Origin of the sequence: Burkholderia sp. BKH01 (genome assembly GCF_025685725.1) — a bacterium.
GTDB lineage: Bacteria > Pseudomonadota > Gammaproteobacteria > Burkholderiales > Burkholderiaceae > Burkholderia > Burkholderia pyrrocinia_C.
The window spans coordinates 1-14,262 of record NZ_JAOTQT010000028.1; the positions used below are offsets into that span (position 1 = coordinate 1).

The window sequence follows — 14,262 nt, forward strand, 5'->3', positions numbered from 1 at the left end:
GCTCGGGGCGCTCGAGCGCGCGCCGGAACGCGGCGGCCTCGTTCGCGCCGGCCGCCCATTCGCCGCGTGCGACGCCGAGGCCGGCGCGCGCGTCGCCGAGCGAGCCGGACACCCAGACGTCGTCGCCGTCGCGCGCGGCATCGCGCCGCAGCACCGCGTCGGGCGCGACTTCGCCGAATACGGTCACGCACAGGTTCAGCGGCCCGCTCGTCGTGTCGCCGCCGATCAGCTCGCAGCCGAACCGCTCGGCGAGCGCGAACAGCCCGTTGCTGAACGCCTCGAGCCACGCCGCGTCGGCACGCGGCAGCGCGCACGCGAGCGTGAATGCGCGCGGCTCGGCGCCCATCGCCGCGAGGTCGGACAGGTTGACCGCGAGCGTCTTGTGGCCGAGCGCGTCGGGTGCGACGTCGGGGAAGAAGTGGCGGCCTTCGACCAGCATGTCCGTCGAAATGGCCAGCAATTTCCCGGATCGAGGCGCGATCAGTGCGCAATCGTCGCCGATGCCGAGCGTCGACGCGCGTGCGCCCTGTGCCGCGCGGCGCGCGAAGAAGCGATCGATCAGCGAAAACTCGGAGAGGGCGGCTGGCACGGCGGGTGGATCCGATACGGTTCAGGGAACGGCATTGTACGAGGCGAACGGCGGCGTTCCTGCACCGTTCAGTTCATTTTTGTCGCGGCTGTTGCACCCGAATCGCCGGTCTGGCGGCCTTCGATTGGCGCTACAATGCCGTCGAACAGTTATTCTAATCCGCCCGTCACGAGACACATGTCCACCCAAGCCTCTTCCAAAGCCAAGCTCCGCGAAGCCGCGCTCGATTATCACGAATTCCCGACCCCCGGGAAGATCGCGATCGCCCCGACCAAGCAGATGATCAACCAGCGCGACCTCGCGCTCGCGTATTCGCCGGGCGTGGCGTATGCGTGCGAGGAGATCGTCGAGAACCCGCTCAACGCGGCACGTTTCACCGCGCGCAGCAACCTGGTCGGCGTCGTCACGAACGGCACGGCGGTGCTCGGTCTCGGCAACATCGGCCCGCTCGCGTCGAAGCCGGTGATGGAAGGCAAGGCCGTGCTGTTCAAGAAGTTCGCCGGCATCGACGTGTTCGACATCGAGCTGAACGAGTCGGACCCGCACAAGCTCGTCGACGTGATCGCCGCGCTGGAGCCGACCTTCGGCGGGATCAACCTGGAAGACATCAAGGCGCCGGACTGCTTCATCGTCGAGCGCGAAGCGCGCAAGCGGATGAAGATCCCGGTGTTCCACGACGACCAGCACGGCACCGCGATCGTCGTGGCCGCGGCCGTCACGAACGGCCTGAAGGTCGTCGGCAAGGACATCAAGAAGGTGAAGCTCGTCGCGTCCGGCGCGGGCGCGGCCGCGCTCGCGTGTCTCGACCTGCTGGTCGACATCGGCCTGCCGCTCGAGAACATCACGGTGACCGACCTGGCCGGCGTGGTCTACAAGGGCCGCACCGAGCTGATGGACCCGGACAAGGAGCGTTTCGCGCGCGAAACCGAAGCACGTACGCTGGCCGAAGTGATCGACGGCGCGGACATCTTCCTCGGCCTGTCGGCCGCGGGCGTGCTGAAGCAGGAGATGGTGAAGGGCATGGCCGAGCGCCCGCTGATCCTCGCGCTCGCGAACCCGACGCCTGAAATCCTGCCGGAGCTCGCGCTCGAAGTGCGCCCCGACGCGATTCTCGCGACCGGCCGCACCGACTACCCGAACCAGGTCAACAACGTCCTGTGCTTCCCGTTCATCTTCCGCGGCGCGCTCGACGTCGGCGCGACGACGATCACGCGTGAAATGGAGATCGCCGTGGTCAACGCGATCGCCGAGCTCGCGCAGCACGAGCAGAGCGACATCGTCGCGACCGCGTACGGCATCCAGGATCTGTCGTTCGGGCCCGAATACCTGATTCCGAAGCCGTTCGATCCGCGCCTGATCGTGAAGATCGCACCGGCCGTCGCGCAGGCCGCGATGGATGGCGGCGTCGCGACGCGCCCGATCGAGGACATGGAGGCATACCGCGTCCATCTGCAGCAGTTCGTGTATCACAGCGGCACGACGATGAAGCCGATCTTCCAGATCGCGCGCGCGGCGCCTGAAGAGAAGAAGCGCGTGGTGTTCGCGGAAGGCGAAGAAGAGCGCGTGTTGCGCGCCGTTCAGATCATCGTCGACGAAAAACTCGCGAAACCGATCCTGATCGGCCGTCCGTCGGTGATCGAGCACCGTATCCAGCGCTACGGCCTGCGCCTGAACCCGGGCGTCGACTTCACGGTCGTCAACACCGAGCACGACGAGCGCTACCGCGACTTCTGGCAGTCGTACCACAAGCTGATGGCGCGCAAGGGCATCAGCGAGCAGCTCGCGCGCGTCGAGATGCGCCGCCGCACGACGCTGATCGGCGCCATGCTGGTGAAGCGGGGTGAGGCGGACGGGATGATCTGCGGCACGATCAGCACCACGCACCGCCACCTGCACTTCATCGATCAGGTGATCGGCAAGCGCCCCGGCTGCAGCGTCTATGCGGCGATGAACGGCCTCGTGCTGCCGGGCCGCCAGATCTTCCTGGTCGACACGCACGTGAACGTCGATCCGACCCCGGAGCAACTGGCCGAGATCACGATCATGGCCGCGGAAGAAGTGCGCCGCTTCGGCATCGAGCCGAAGGTCGCGCTGCTGTCGCACTCCAATTTCGGCACGAGCAACGCACCTTCGGCGCAGAAGATGCGCGATACGCTCGCGATCCTGCAGAAAACCGCACCGGAGCTGAAGGTCGACGGCGAGATGCACGGCGACGTCGCGCTTGACGCCGCGCTGCGCAAGGAAATCCTGCCGGAATCGACGCTGGAAGGCGACGCGAACCTGCTGATCCTGCCGAACATCGACGCCGCGAACATCGCGTACAACCTGCTGAAGACGGCCGCCGGCAACAACATCGCGATCGGCCCGATCCTGCTGGGTGCTGCCCAGCCGGTGCATGTGCTGACCGAATCGGCGACCGTTCGCCGCATCGTCAACATGGCGGCGCTGCTGGTCGCCGACGTGAACGCGGCGCGCTGAGCAAAACGAACGCGCCAGGCCGGTCGAACCGGCGTGGCGCGTCGGGCGAAATTGTAAACAAAAGCAAAAAGAGGCGTGCCCGCCATGGGCACGCCGTCGGGCAGGGCGCAAACGCGCTTCCCTCAAAGCAACAGCAGCATCTCTCCACTCCGGGTAGCGAGCGCGGCAAGGAGGCAGGGTCTTGCCATACGAGAGATGCCGCTCGTATTTTATCTCATGTAAGATAAATGTAGTGTAAATTCGGTAAGAAATACGCAAATCCGCGCGTCGTCGGGCTTTCGATTCCCAAACGGACATTGATTCGCGCGGCCAATAACGCTACGCTAACGCCTTTGTTGGTCGTCAACTACTTGATTTAACAGCGGGAACCCTGGTTCATGGCACGCAAGTGGCTCCGCAACGGCGCGCTCGCGTCCGTCTTCGCGATGTTCGCGATGGGTATCGTCGGCACGCCGACGGGCAGTCTGGTTTCCGCCGCTTACGCACGGGAGGCCGTTTCGGCCGACGTGGCCGCCAGCGGGCTCGATACGATCCCGACCGCCCGTCTTCCGCGCGAGGCCGTGACCACGCTGGGCCTGATCGGCGCGGGCGGCCCCTATCCGTACGAGAAAGACGGCGTCGTGTTCGGCAACCGCGAGCGGATCCTGCCGAAGGCGAAGCGCGGCTACTACCATGAGTACACGGTGCCGACGCCGCGTGCCCGCAATCGCGGCGCGCGCCGGATCGTCTGTGGCGGGCCATTGCGCCGGATCGACAACTGTTATTACACGGGCGACCACTACAACAGTTTTAAACGTATTGTTGAATGACTTCGGGACGAATGGCATGAGCGACTCCATCTACGCGCACGATTCGGCGGCGGCGGAACTGTTCGCGGCCGGCGACGGCAACCTGTTTCAGCGCGTGATTCAACTGAACGCGGCGGCACAGGCCGTCGGCGCGCCGGAGCAACAGGAAGCCGAGCCCGGGCTTTCATCGAACGAGGAGCCTATGAGCCTTTTCACGACCGTGCGACCCAATCTCGTGCAGTCGATCCGCGCGTTCCGCGTGCAGGATCTCGCCGACGAAGCAGGTCGGCTCGGCCAGCACTTCCTGTACGCGTATTGCGGCGCCGCGCAGTCGAAGCAGGAAGTGATGGAAACGATCGCGACGTCGTTCCTGTTCCCGAAGCATTTCGGGAAGAACTACGACGCGCTGTACGACTGCCTGACCGACCTCGTCGCAAAGGCCGGCGCGCAGCCCGGTTTCGTGATCGTCCTCGAAGGGCTGCCGATCGCGCAGAAATTCGACAAGGAAGGGCGCGAGACGCTGCTCGACGTGTTCCGCGAGGCCGCCGAGTTCTGGGCCGAGCGCAAGGTCGCGTTCCGCGTGTTCTACTCGTTCGCGTAAGCGCGAATCGGCCCGCGGCCTTCCGCGGCCGGCCCGGCGAAAAGCCCGCTTCGAGCGGGCTTTTTTGCGTCCGCGCGTTTCGTGCCTGCTTGCCGGGCCCGACAAAATCCTTTCATCGGGCACTCTTTTTTTGAGACAATCGCCCGGCCGCGGCCGCCGCGCCGGGCGCACAAGACAAATCGTTCGAGAGAGGGCCGTTTTCCCATGACCGCTACCCGATTCGCGGCGCGCGCCCGTGCGCGCCGTCCGCTCGTGCACGCGCTGGCCGCGTGCACGCTGTCGCTTTGCATCCCGCTGGCCGCGCATGCGGCGGTGCTGACGCCCGAGCAGACCACCGATCTTTATCTCGGTGCCTTCGTCAATGGCGACGTCGCGAAGGCGGCGCAGTTCAACGATGCGATGCGCACGCGCTTCGAGGGCAAGGACGCGCTCGACGTGGCAGCCGTATCGAAGCTCGGTGACACGATGCACGAGCGCCTGGTCAGCGGACTGCTGTCGAGGATGCCGCTCAAGTCTCGTGCTGCGTTGCGCGGGCCGGTGAGCGCATCGATCACGTCGTATCAGCAGGTGCTGGCCCGTTCCGAATGCAAGGCCACCGGTTCGACGCAGAAACCCAACGAATATGTGGCGGGCGAGTCCATCGCGACGGTCGATTTCTCGTGTCGCGTCGTGGACGTCGAGCCCGGCGTGAAGGCACTGAAGGAGAAGCTCGGCAATCCGCGCCTGAAGACCGACAAGGCACGGTCGGCGTTTCTCGCGGCGTTTCTCTCGGGCATCGCGAAAGTCTACGACGAGGCTCCGATGGGCCGCACCGTGACGGGGCAGCTCGACCTCTACGGCACGAACGAGAAGGGCTGGCTCACGGGTTCCCCGGGGGATGTGCTGTCGCCGCTGGTCGACGCGCTGCTCGGCCCGATCGGTGCGCCGGACGGCGAAGCCGGTCAGTAAGCAACGGCAGCCGATCGCCGATGCACGTCGCGGGCGAGCCGGGCAGTCAACGGGGCGCGAACGATGACGATCTTCACGCGAGGGCTGCTGGTTGCAGCAGCCGTTGTTTCGATGGGCGGCGCGCCAATGCGGACAACCTCGACGCGCCGGCGTCGGCGCTCCGGAGTTCCAGCGTCATCGACATCGAACCGCTGAACGCGGCACGCTGACGCGCATTGCCGCGCGTCGACTTCATGTCGCGGCGCTGGCCCGGCCGTGCATCACCATCCGCCCCAGCGCGCCGCCAGCGCCGCGAGCACGGCCGCGCCGGCTGTCTCGGTGCGCAGCACGCGGGGCCCAAGCGACAGCGCGGTGAACCCGCGTGCGCGCGCCGCGTTTTCCTCGTCGGGCGACAACCCGCCTTCGGGTCCGATCAGCAGCGTGACGGCCGCCGTGGGCGGCGCGTCGGGCAGCGATGCGAACGGGATGCTCGCGCGTGGCGACAGCAGCAGCCGCAGTTCGCCGTCGGCCGGCGCGGCCGGCAGCGCATCGAGCCATGCATTGAAGCCGATTACCGGCGCGACGTCGGGCACGCGGTTGCGCCCGCACTGTTCGCACGACGCGCGCACGACGCCGCGCCAGTGCGCGACGCGCTTGTCCGCGCGCTCGCCGGCGAGCTTCACGACGCCGCGCGCGGTCGACAGCGGCACGACCGCCGCGACGCCGAGCTCGACGGCCTTTTCGATCACCCAGTCCATCTTGTCGCCGCCGGCGATCCCTTGCGCGAGCGTCACGCGGTACGGCGGCTCGGCCTCGGCCGGCTCGAACGCGTCGATCTGCGCGAGGGCGCTGCGCTTGTCGATCTCGACGAGCCGTGCGCGGTACTGGCCGCCCGTGCCGTCGAACAGCGCGAGCACGTCGCCGGGCTGCAGGCGCAGCACCTGTGCGTGGCGCGCGACGTCGGCCGGCAGCGTGAGCGTGGCGTCGGCGCGCAGTGCCGCGTCGACGAAAAAGCGCGGCACGGCCGCGGTGGTGGTGGCTTCGTTCATGCGTGTGGCGGTTTCGTTCATGCGTCGAGATGGCGCGCGAGCGCCCAGCGGTAGCCGTCGAGATCCTCGATCTGCGCGAACCGGTCGCCCCAGAACTGGTCTTGCGGCGCGGTCAGCGATTTCGCGCCCGCGTCGAGCGCGCGCTGCCAGGTGGCGTCGACATCGTCGACATACAGATAGAACGACTGCGGCGCGGTGGCGTGCGCGCTTTTCGGCGTGAGCGCGATCGAGCCGAATGCGCCTTCGGGCGCGAACATCACGATCAACTGGCCGCGGTAGGCCATCTCGACGTGCATGATCGCGCCGTCCTCGTCGTGCATGTCGCGCAGTTCGAAGCCGAAGGCGGCCTTGAAGAAATCGATGGCCGCGCGCGCGTTGCGCACGGCCAGATACGGCGTCAACCAAGGCACGTCGGCCGGACGTGGATCGGTCATGAAAATCTCCTGTCGAACAGTGTTGGCGCTTCGGCGCCTGCCCTGATCGCGTGCTTCGCGGTCTGTCAGCGTGTTGGCGCGGCATCCGGGTCGTTCCGGTCCCGCGTTTCGCACGGCGAACCATGCGAAGCCTCGAAGGAAAAACGGAGCGATGCGGCCGCCCGGACGCTCAGCGGCGAGCGCCCAGTGTATCGCGCAGCGCGTGCGGCAGGGCAAAGAGGGACGCATGCAGCCGCGCGTCGTAGTAGCGCAAGCCCTGGACGTGGCGCTCGGCGAGCCGTTCGTCGATGTCGTGCGCGAACAGCGCGGCCGCATCGAGCGTGTCGCTCGCGATCGCCATCAGCCACTGCGAACCGTACAGCGGCACGTGCGCGGACAACGGATCGACGACCGCGAAGCTCGCGTGCAGGTCGTCGAGCAGCGCGGCGATGCGCGCCGCGTGGAACACCGGCGAGCCGAGATGCATCGAGATCGCGCCGCACGGCGTGAGAATCCGCTTGAGCCGCGCGTAGAACGCACGCGTATAGAGGCCGGCCGCCGGCGAATCGGGCGGCGTGAGGTCGAACACGACGAGATCGAAATGCTCGACGGTCGACTCGACGAAATGCGCGGCGTCGCCGATCACGACTTCGACGCGCGGGTCGTCGAGCGCGCCCTGGTGTACGTCGTCGAGATAACGACGTGCCATCCCGACCACCTCGTCGTCGAGTTCGGCGATCACGATCCGCTCGATGCACGCGTGCTTGAGCAACTGGCGCGCCGCACCGCCGTCGCCGCCGCCGAGCACGAGCGCCTTCTTCGGCGACGGATGCGCAAGCGCGGCCGGGTGCGTCATGCACTCGTGATAGACGTACTCGTCGCCGACCGACGTCATCGGCCGGCCGTCGAGCGTAAACAGGCGGCCGAGCTGCGCGGTTTCCCAGACTTCGATCTGCTGGTGCGGGGACGCGACGCGCGCGAGCCGCCGAGCATTCGGGAAGCCGTAGGTGGCGTCGGGCGTAGGGTGAAAGAGTAGCGTGGTGCTCACGGGCGGGCCACTAGGGGCAGTCGGTTCTGACGTCTGAATTATAGGAGGCGCGCGGTTTGGCGGAAAACCGTGCCGGAACACCACGCGCCGACAAGGGAAATGTCGGCCCATCTGTTAAAATGACGAGCTTTGCAGCCCCGTCCGTAGGCTCCGTCCGCTTCGCGTCCGTCAGGCGCCGCACCGCGCGCCGGGAACGATTGACGCTCGAGCTTCCGGATGCCGCCGTGCCCCCGTTTCCTCGACTCGTTCTCCGGACTCGACATGACGACTTCGTCTCCCGCCTCCACCACCTTGATGGCCAACGCGATCCGTGCGCTCGCGATGGACGCCGTCCAGCAAGCGAACTCCGGCCACCCCGGCATGCCGATGGGCATGGCCGAAATCGGCGTCGCGCTCTGGTCGCGCCATCTGAAGCACAACCCGACGAACCCGCACTGGGCAGACCGTGACCGCTTCGTGCTGTCGAACGGCCATGGCTCGATGCTGCTGTACTCGCTGCTGCACCTGACCGGCTACGACCTGCCGATCGAGGAGCTGAAGAACTTCCGCCAGCTGCACTCGAAGACGCCGGGCCACCCGGAATACGGGATCACGCCGGGTGTCGAGACGACCACCGGCCCGCTCGGCCAGGGCCTCGCGAACGCGGTCGGCATGGCGCTCGGCGAAGCGCTGATGGCCGACGAGTTCAACCGGGACGGCGCGAAGATCGTCGATCACCATACGTACGTGTTCCTCGGCGACGGCTGCCTGATGGAAGGCATCTCGCACGAAGCCTGCTCGCTCGCGGGCACGCTGAAGCTGAACAAGCTGATCGCGCTGTACGACGACAACGGCATCTCGATCGACGGCGACGTCGTGAACTGGTTCCACGACGACACGCCGAAGCGCTTCGAAGCGTACGGCTGGAACGTGATCCCGAACGTGAACGGCCATGACGTCGACGCGGTCGACGCGGCGATCGCGAAGGCGAAGCTGTCGGACAAGCCGACGCTGATCTGCTGCAAGACGGTGATCGGCAAGGGCGCGGCGACCAAGGCCGGCGGCCACGACGTGCACGGCGCGGCGCTCGGCGCGGAAGAAATCGCGAAGACGCGCGAAGCGCTCGGCTGGAAGTGGGAGCCGTTCGTGATTCCGCAGGAAGTCTATGCGGCATGGGACGCGAAGGAAGCCGGCCAGCGTGCCGAGACCGACTGGGACGCGACGTTCGCGCAATATCGCGCGAAGTTCCCGGCAGAAGCCGCCGAATTCGAGCGCCGGATGGCCAACCAGCTGCCGGCCGACTGGGCCCAAAAGGCTGCGGCGATCATCGCCGGCGCGAACGAGCGCGCCGAGACGGTCGCGACCCGCAAGGCGTCGCAGCAGGCGATCGAAGGGCTGGCCGCCGCGCTGCCCGAGCTGCTCGGCGGCTCGGCCGACCTGACCGGCTCGAACCTGACCAACTGGAAGGCCTCGAAGGCGGTCCGCGCGAATCCGGAAGGCGCGGGCGTCGTGCTGGGCAACCACATCAACTACGGCGTGCGCGAATTCGGCATGAGCGCCGCGATCAACGGCCTCGCGCTGCACGGCGGCCACAAGCCGTTCGGCGGCACGTTCCTGACGTTCTCCGACTACAGCCGCAACGCGCTGCGCGTGGCCGCGCTGATGAAGGTGCCGTCGATCTTCGTGTTCACGCACGATTCGATCGGCCTTGGCGAAGACGGCCCGACGCACCAGTCGATCGAGCACGTGTCGAGCCTGCGCCTGATCCCGAACCACGACGTGTGGCGTCCGGCCGACACGGTCGAGACGGCCGTTGCCTGGACTCACGCGGTTGCCGCGGATCGTCCGTCGAGCCTGATCTTCAGCCGCCAGAACCTCGCGTTCAACCCGCGCACCGACGCGCAGATCGCCAACATCGAGAAGGGCGGCTACGTCCTGAAGGACTGGGACGAAGAAATCGTCGCGCGCAAGATCATCCTGATCGCGACGGGGTCGGAAGTCGAGCTCGCGATGAAGGCCGTCGAGCCGCTCGCGCAGCAGGGCATCGCGGCGCGCGTCGTGTCGATGCCGTCGACCAACGTGTTCGACCGCCAGGACGCCGAATACCGCGAACGCGTGCTGCCGCACGGCGTGCGCCGCGTCGCGATCGAAGCCGGCGTGACGTCCTTCTGGCACAAGTACGTCGGCCTCGAAGGCGGCGTCGTCGGGATCGACACGTTCGGCGAATCGGCGCCGGCAGGCGTGCTGTTCAAGTACTTCGGCTTCACCGTCGAGCACGTCGTCGAGACCGCGAAGGCCGTGCTGGCCTAAAAGCATTCGCGACGCGCGCCACCCGTTGCGCGCGTCGCACCGTGAAGCTGCACGAAACGAATTTTTTCAGCCATCAGGAGATAGACCATGACGATTCGCGTCGCAATCAACGGCTACGGCCGTATCGGCCGCAACACGCTGCGCGCGTTTTATGAAAACGGCAAGAAGCACGATCTCGAGATCGTCGCGATCAACGATCTGGGCGATGCGAAGACCAACGCGCACCTGACCCAGTACGACACCGCGCACGGCAAGTTCCCGGGCGAAGTGTCGGTCGACGGCGACTACCTCGTCGTGAACGGCGACAGGATCCGCGTGCTGGCGAACCGCAACCCGGCCGAACTGCCGTGGGGCGAGCTCGGCGTCGACGTCGTGATGGAGTGCACGGGCTTCTTCACGACCAAGGAAAAGGCAAGCGCGCACCTGAAGGGCGGCGCGAAGAAGGTGATCATCTCGGCGCCGGGCGGCAAGGACGTCGACGCGACGATCGTCTACGGCGTGAACCACAACGTGCTGAAGGCCGAGCACACCGTCATCTCGAACGCATCGTGCACGACGAACTGCCTCGCGCCGCTCGTCAAGCCGCTGAACGACAAGATCGGCCTCGAAACCGGCCTGATGACGACGATCCACGCGTACACGAACGACCAGGTGCTGACGGACGTCTATCACGAAGACCTGCGCCGCGCGCGTTCGGCCACGCACAGCCAGATCCCGACGAAGACGGGCGCTGCTTCGGCCGTCGGCCTCGTGCTGCCGGAACTGAACGGCAAGCTCGACGGTTACGCGATCCGCGTCCCGACGATCAACGTGTCGATCGTCGACCTGTCGTTCATCGCGAAGCGCGACACGACGGTCGAGGAAGTCAACGCGATCATGAAGGAAGCATCGGAAGGCGCGCTGAAGGGCATCCTCGGCTACAACGATGCACCGCTGGTGTCGATCGACTTCAACCACAACCCGGCTTCGTCGACGTTCGACGCAACGCTGACCAAGGTGTCGGGCCGTCTCGTCAAGGTGTCGAGCTGGTACGACAACGAGTGGGGTTTCTCGAACCGCATGCTGGATACGGCTGTCGCGTTCGCGAACGCGAAGTAATCCCGCACGTTGCGCGGCCGCGGCAACGCGGCACGCGCGGCGAACGAGCCCGGCCCGGTTTTCCGGCCGGGCTTTTTTATTGCACGGAATGCGTCGTCAAAGGTCCGCCGTCACGTGCTCGAATACGCCGACGAACGCACGCTTCAGCGGGCTGTCGAGGTCGGTCCACGCGAGGCCGATGCCGGTGCGGTAGCCGGCCAGGTCGAGCGGCCGCGCGAGCACGTTCGGCGGCAGCGCGCTGGCAGCTTCCGCCGGGATCAGCCCGATGCCCATCCCCGCCGCGACGAGCGCGAGCATCGTCGTGAATTCCCCGAACTCCTGCGCGATTTCGAGCGTCGTGCCAGCGCGGCTCAGCGCGAGCAGCATGTCGTCGTGAAAGCCGGGCGCGTAGCGGCGCGCGAGCACGAACGCGGGCTGGCCGCGCAGCGCGGCCGGCGGGATCGTGTCGTGCGCGGCGAGTGGATGGTCGAGCGGCAGCGCGACGACGAACCCTTCTTCCAGCACCACGCGCGTGTCGATGCCCGCATACGAGGCCGGCAGCCGGATCATCCCGAAATCGATCCGCCGGTCGCGCAGCGCGGCGATCTGGTCGGGCGTCGGCATGTCCTTCAGTTCGAGCGCGATCAGCGGATAGCGCTCGCGCATCGTGCGCAGCACGGCCGGCAGCAGCGCGGGCAGCACCGACGACACGAACGCGATCCGCAGCGTGCCGATCTCGCCGCGGCTCGACAGCCGCGCCATCTGTTCCGCGCGCGCGGCCTGCTGCAGCGTCGCGCGCGCTTCCGGCAGGAACACGCGCCCCGTGTCGCTCAGTTCGACCTTGTGCCGATCGCGCTCGAACAGCCGCGCGCCGAGTTCTTCCTCGAGCGCCTTGATCTGCATGCTCAGCGCGGGCTGCACGATGAACAGGCGCTGCGCGGCGCGCCCGAAATGCAGCTCTTCCGCGAGCGTGACGAAGGCGCGCAATTGCTTGAGTTCCATGGGCGGCGGGCAGGAGATGGCGGTAATCAGATTTCATGATAACCGGATCAAAAAAGACCATTGGCGCGGCCTCCGGCCGGCAGCCGAAGATACCGTCGACGCGAGACCGGCCGCGACGGGCAGCCGGCTCCACTGGCACGAGGAGACATGCATGGCAAGCGCACTTGACCGGTTCCGCCTTGACGGCCGCCGCGCACTGATCACGGGTTCCGGACGCGGGATCGGGCTGACGCTCGCCCGCGGGCTCGCGGAAGCCGGCGCGGCGATCGTCATCAACGATCGTAATGAAGAGAAGGCCGCGGCGCTCGCGCGCCATTTTCGCGACGAAGGCTTTGCGGCCGACCATGCGGCGTTCGACGTCGCCGAGCATGCGCAGGTGCGCGCGGCGATCGACGATTTCGAGGCGCGCGTCGGTGCGATCGACATCCTCGTGAACAACGCGGGCATCCAGCGCCGCGCGCCGCTTGACGCATTCGAGCCCGACGACTGGCATGCGCTGATGCGCGTGAATCTCGACGGCGTGTTCAACGTCGCGCAGGCCGTCGCACGTCACATGATCGCGCGCGGCCACGGCAAGATCATCAACATCTGCTCGGTGCAGAGCGAGCTCGCGCGGCCGACGATCGCGCCGTACGCGGCGTCGAAGGGCGCGGTGCGGATGCTGACGAAAGGGATGTGCGCCGACTGGGCGCGCCACGGCATCCAGGCCAACGGCCTCGCGCCAGGTTATTTCGAGACTGAGCTGAATCGCGCGCTGGTCGACGACGCGGCGTTCTCGGACTGGCTGTGCAAGCGCACGCCGGCCGGCCGCTGGGGGCGCGTCGACGAGCTGTGCGGCGCGGCGATTTTCCTTGCGTCGGCCGCATCCGATTTCGTCAACGGCCAGACGCTGTTCGTCGACGGCGGGCTGACCAGCGCCGTATAGGGGGGAAGAATCATGCGTATGCGTTGCATGTGTGTCGTGATCCACGGGCCGAACGACCTGCGGGTCGAAGAACAGGACGCGGGCGAGATCGGCCCGGGCCAGGTGCGCGTCGATGTCGCGATGGGAGGCATCTGCGGGTCCGACCTGCATTATTTCCGGCACGGCGGCTTCGGCGCGATCCGGCTGCAGCAGCCGATGGTGCTCGGCCACGAGGTCGCCGGTACGGTCGCGGAGGTCGCGCCGGACGTGACGTCGGTGAAGGTCGGCGATCGCGTCGCGGTCAATCCGAGCCGGCCATGCGGTGTGTGCCGCTACTGCCTCGAAGGCTTGCCGAACCAGTGTCTGGACATGCGCTTCTACGGCAGCGCGATGCGGATGCCGCACGTGCAGGGTGCGTTTCGCAACGCGCTCGTGTGCGACGCGGCGCAGTGCGTGAAGGTCGCCGATCATGTGCCGCTGTCGCTCGCGGCGCTCGCCGAGCCGTTCGCGGTCGGGCTGCATGCGGTGTCGCGCGCGGGCCCGCTGATCGGCAAGCGCGTGCTCGTGTCGGGCTGCGGGCCGATCGGCGTGCTGGCGGTCGCGGCGGCGCGCGTGCACGGCGCGGCGGAGATCGTCGCGACGGACGTCGTCGAAGCGCCGCTGGAAGTGGCCCGCGCGCTCGGCGCCGACCATGCGATCAATGCGGCGGCCGATGCCGGATGGGTCGCGCGCTACGGCGCCGACAAGGGCACATTCGACGTGATGATCGAGTGTTCGGGCAATGCGCGCGCGCTGCGCGACGGGCTGGACGTGATGCGTCCGCGCGGGGTCGTCGTGCAGCTCGGGCTCGGCGGCGATGTCAGCCTGCCGCAGAACGTCGTGGTCGCGAAGGAGTTGTCGATCTGCGGATCGTTCCGCTTCCATGCGGAATTCGCGCTCGCCGTGCAACTGATCAACGCGGCGCGCGTCGACCTGCGGCCGGCCATCACGCGCGTGTTCCCGATGCGCGACGCGAACCTCGCGTTCGAACTGGCCGGCGACCGGCAGCGTGCGATGAAGGTGCTGATCGATTTCGCGGACGAGGCCGCGTGATCGTC

At 67.2% G+C, this 14,262-nt stretch carries 14 protein-coding genes; 8 read left to right on the forward strand and 6 right to left on the reverse strand.

All coding sequences use genetic code 11. The features are described 5' to 3' along the window. Positions 1 to 589, reverse strand: a 589-nt coding sequence (gene thiL, locus OEJ37_RS29115; RefSeq protein WP_263347926.1) for a thiamine-phosphate kinase, incomplete at its 3' end; no start/stop codon positions are given. Positions 590 to 724: 135 nt separating this feature from the next. On the opposite strand from thiL, the gene OEJ37_RS29120 reads away from it, so the two are divergent. From OEJ37_RS29120 to OEJ37_RS29135, 4 genes are all read left to right on the forward strand, one after another. Next, the gene (locus OEJ37_RS29120) at positions 725 to 3,067 is read left to right on the forward strand and encodes an NADP-dependent malic enzyme (RefSeq protein WP_368041911.1); all 2,343 of its coding nucleotides are present in this window, start codon (positions 725 to 727) and stop codon (positions 3,065 to 3,067) included. Between the two features lie 377 nt (positions 3,068 to 3,444). Further along, positions 3,445 to 3,876, forward strand: coding sequence for a ribonuclease domain-containing protein (locus tag OEJ37_RS29125; protein WP_034182701.1), 432 nt, complete (start codon positions 3,445 to 3,447; stop codon positions 3,874 to 3,876). A 16-nt stretch (positions 3,877 to 3,892) separates the two neighbouring features. Then, entirely contained in the window at positions 3,893 to 4,456 is a 564-nt protein-coding gene (locus OEJ37_RS29130; RefSeq protein ID WP_027783519.1) for a barstar family protein, read from the forward strand. A gap of 204 nt (positions 4,457 to 4,660) precedes the next feature. After that, the gene (locus OEJ37_RS29135; RefSeq protein WP_263347931.1) at positions 4,661 to 5,404 is read left to right on the forward strand and encodes a hypothetical protein; all 744 of its coding nucleotides are present in this window, start codon (positions 4,661 to 4,663) and stop codon (positions 5,402 to 5,404) included. 73 nt (positions 5,405 to 5,477) lie between these two features. Here the strand turns inward: OEJ37_RS29135 and OEJ37_RS29140 are convergent, their stop codons facing one another. From OEJ37_RS29140 to speE, 4 genes are all read right to left on the reverse strand, one after another. Further along, on the reverse strand, positions 5,478 to 5,639 hold the full coding sequence (locus tag OEJ37_RS29140; RefSeq protein ID WP_263347933.1) for a hypothetical protein: 162 nt from the start codon (positions 5,637 to 5,639) through the stop codon (positions 5,478 to 5,480). Between the two features lie 25 nt (positions 5,640 to 5,664). Beyond that, positions 5,665 to 6,432 carry a 16S rRNA (uracil(1498)-N(3))-methyltransferase gene (locus tag OEJ37_RS29145; protein WP_263347936.1) on the reverse strand — a complete coding sequence of 256 codons (768 nt, stop codon included), beginning with the start codon at positions 6,430 to 6,432 and terminating at the stop codon, positions 5,665 to 5,667. A gap of 17 nt (positions 6,433 to 6,449) precedes the next feature. After that, on the reverse strand, positions 6,450 to 6,866 hold the full coding sequence (locus tag OEJ37_RS29150) for a VOC family protein (protein WP_175948018.1): 417 nt from the start codon (positions 6,864 to 6,866) through the stop codon (positions 6,450 to 6,452). Positions 6,867 to 7,035: 169 nt separating this feature from the next. Further along, complete coding sequence (gene speE / locus OEJ37_RS29155; protein ID WP_174420946.1) at positions 7,036 to 7,893, reverse strand: polyamine aminopropyltransferase; 858 nt, start codon at positions 7,891 to 7,893, stop codon at positions 7,036 to 7,038. A gap of 216 nt (positions 7,894 to 8,109) precedes the next feature. Here speE and tkt point away from each other — a divergent pair, with 216 nt between their 5' ends. Then, entirely contained in the window at positions 8,110 to 10,182 is a 2,073-nt protein-coding gene (gene tkt, locus OEJ37_RS29160) for a transketolase (RefSeq protein WP_174420947.1), read from the forward strand. Between the two features lie 87 nt (positions 10,183 to 10,269). Further along, positions 10,270 to 11,280, forward strand: coding sequence for a type I glyceraldehyde-3-phosphate dehydrogenase (gene gap, locus OEJ37_RS29165; protein ID WP_174420948.1), 1,011 nt, complete (start codon positions 10,270 to 10,272; stop codon positions 11,278 to 11,280). 96 nt (positions 11,281 to 11,376) lie between these two features. On the opposite strand, the gene OEJ37_RS29170 is transcribed toward gap, so the two are convergent. After that, the gene (locus tag OEJ37_RS29170; protein ID WP_175948609.1) at positions 11,377 to 12,261 is read right to left on the reverse strand and encodes a LysR family transcriptional regulator; all 885 of its coding nucleotides are present in this window, start codon (positions 12,259 to 12,261) and stop codon (positions 11,377 to 11,379) included. A 151-nt stretch (positions 12,262 to 12,412) separates the two neighbouring features. On the opposite strand from OEJ37_RS29170, the gene OEJ37_RS29175 reads away from it, so the two are divergent. Together OEJ37_RS29175 and OEJ37_RS29180 are read left to right on the forward strand one after the other, a co-directional pair. Continuing rightward, positions 12,413 to 13,186: an SDR family NAD(P)-dependent oxidoreductase gene (locus tag OEJ37_RS29175; RefSeq protein ID WP_263347940.1), complete on the forward strand. Its 774-nt coding sequence runs from the start codon at positions 12,413 to 12,415 to the stop codon at positions 13,184 to 13,186. A gap of 12 nt (positions 13,187 to 13,198) precedes the next feature. Beyond that, entirely contained in the window at positions 13,199 to 14,257 is a 1,059-nt protein-coding gene (locus OEJ37_RS29180; protein WP_175948608.1) for an L-idonate 5-dehydrogenase, read from the forward strand. Positions 14,258 to 14,262 lie beyond the last annotated feature (5 nt).

What these genes read in the sequence shown, in the direction of transcription:
- OEJ37_RS29130 (WP_027783519.1), top strand. Translation starts at nt 3,893, where the DNA reads ATGAGCGACTCCATCTACGCGCACGATTCGGCGGCGGCGGAACTGTTC.
- OEJ37_RS29175 (WP_263347940.1), top strand. Translation starts at nt 12,413, where the DNA reads ATGGCAAGCGCACTTGACCGGTTCCGCCTTGACGGCCGCCGCGCACTG.
- OEJ37_RS29150 (WP_175948018.1), bottom strand. Translation starts at nt 6,866, where the DNA reads ATGACCGATCCACGTCCGGCCGACGTGCCTTGGTTGACGCCGTATCTG.
- tkt (WP_174420947.1), top strand. Translation starts at nt 8,110, where the DNA reads ATGCCGCCGTGCCCCCGTTTCCTCGACTCGTTCTCCGGACTCGACATG.
- OEJ37_RS29180 (WP_175948608.1), top strand. Translation starts at nt 13,199, where the DNA reads ATGCGTATGCGTTGCATGTGTGTCGTGATCCACGGGCCGAACGACCTG.
- OEJ37_RS29125 (WP_034182701.1), top strand. Translation starts at nt 3,445, where the DNA reads ATGGCACGCAAGTGGCTCCGCAACGGCGCGCTCGCGTCCGTCTTCGCG.
- OEJ37_RS29135 (WP_263347931.1), top strand. Translation starts at nt 4,661, where the DNA reads ATGACCGCTACCCGATTCGCGGCGCGCGCCCGTGCGCGCCGTCCGCTC.
- OEJ37_RS29145 (WP_263347936.1), bottom strand. Translation starts at nt 6,432, where the DNA reads ATGAACGAAGCCACCACCACCGCGGCCGTGCCGCGCTTTTTCGTCGAC.
- OEJ37_RS29120 (WP_368041911.1), top strand. Translation starts at nt 725, where the DNA reads ATGCCGTCGAACAGTTATTCTAATCCGCCCGTCACGAGACACATGTCC.
- OEJ37_RS29140 (WP_263347933.1), bottom strand. Translation starts at nt 5,639, where the DNA reads ATGAAGTCGACGCGCGGCAATGCGCGTCAGCGTGCCGCGTTCAGCGGT.
- OEJ37_RS29170 (WP_175948609.1), bottom strand. Translation starts at nt 12,261, where the DNA reads ATGGAACTCAAGCAATTGCGCGCCTTCGTCACGCTCGCGGAAGAGCTG.
- gap (WP_174420948.1), top strand. Translation starts at nt 10,270, where the DNA reads ATGACGATTCGCGTCGCAATCAACGGCTACGGCCGTATCGGCCGCAAC.